Source organism: Aquipuribacter hungaricus (genome assembly GCF_037860755.1).
Lineage (GTDB): Bacteria > Actinomycetota > Actinomycetes > Actinomycetales > JBBAYJ01 > Aquipuribacter > Aquipuribacter hungaricus.
Map to the genome: position 1 here is coordinate 1 of NZ_JBBEOI010000474.1, position 894 is coordinate 894.

The window sequence follows — 894 nt, forward strand, 5'->3', positions numbered from 1 at the left end:
CGCGGCGCCGGACGGCGGGCGGCAGGGCGAGCAAGGGCGCTAGCGGGACGTCGACGGGGGCGGGCGCCCTCGTGGCCCTGGACCGGTCCGGGGCGTCCGGGGCGTCCGGGGCGTCCGGGGCGTCCGGGAGGAGCGCCGCGGCCTCGCGGGCGGCCCAGGCGTCGAGGGCGTCGGCGTCCTCGCGGAGCAGGTCGGCGCTGCGGGCCAGCGACGTCGTCGCGGCGGGGCCGAGGACGTCGACGAGGACAGGGAGGACCTCGGCACGCACCCGGGCCCGCAGCAGCGCGTCGCCGGTCGCCGGGCCGGCCGTGCTCCTCCGGTCGGTGCTGCTCTCGGGGCTGAGGTCGAGGCTCGCATCCGGACCGGCAGCGGGGTCGGGGCCGTTGCCGGGGTCGTGCCAGGGCAGGCCCAGGTCGGGCAGCGAGGGGCAGGCGGCACGGACCACGTCCCGGCGCAGCCCGAGCAGCGGCCGGACGAACGGGCCCCGGCGGGCGGGCATCCCCGCCAGCGACCGGGCGCCCGAACCGCGGGCGAGGCCTAGGAGCACCTGCTCGGCCTGGTCGTCGAGGGTGTGCCCGAGGAGCACGACCGGGGCGCCGTCGCGGGCCGCGGCCTCCTCCAGCGCGCGGAGCCGGGCGGTGCGGGCGGCCTCCTCGGGTCCCCCGGCCCACCCCCCGCCGGCCGTCCGGGCAGGGACCACCCGGACGGTGCGGACCCGGGAGGCACCCAGCAGCAGCCCGGCGCGGGCGACCGCGACGGCCACCGCGGCGGTGCGGGGGTGCCAGCCGTGGTCGACGCACACGGCGCTCACCCGCAGCCGGAGCGGGCCGGCGACGGCGTCCGCCGCGTCGAGCAGCGGGAGGGAGTCCGCGCCGCCGCTCACCCCGAAAGTCG

Annotated in this window: 1 protein-coding gene; it reads right to left on the reverse strand. The window is 81.5% G+C overall.

Features of this window, described 5'->3' with window-relative positions; all coding sequences use genetic code 11:
- The coding region (locus WCS02_RS20710; protein ID WP_340296201.1) for a tRNA lysidine(34) synthetase at positions 1-883 on the reverse strand (883 nt) is incomplete at its 3' end.
- Positions 884-894 lie beyond the last annotated feature (11 nt).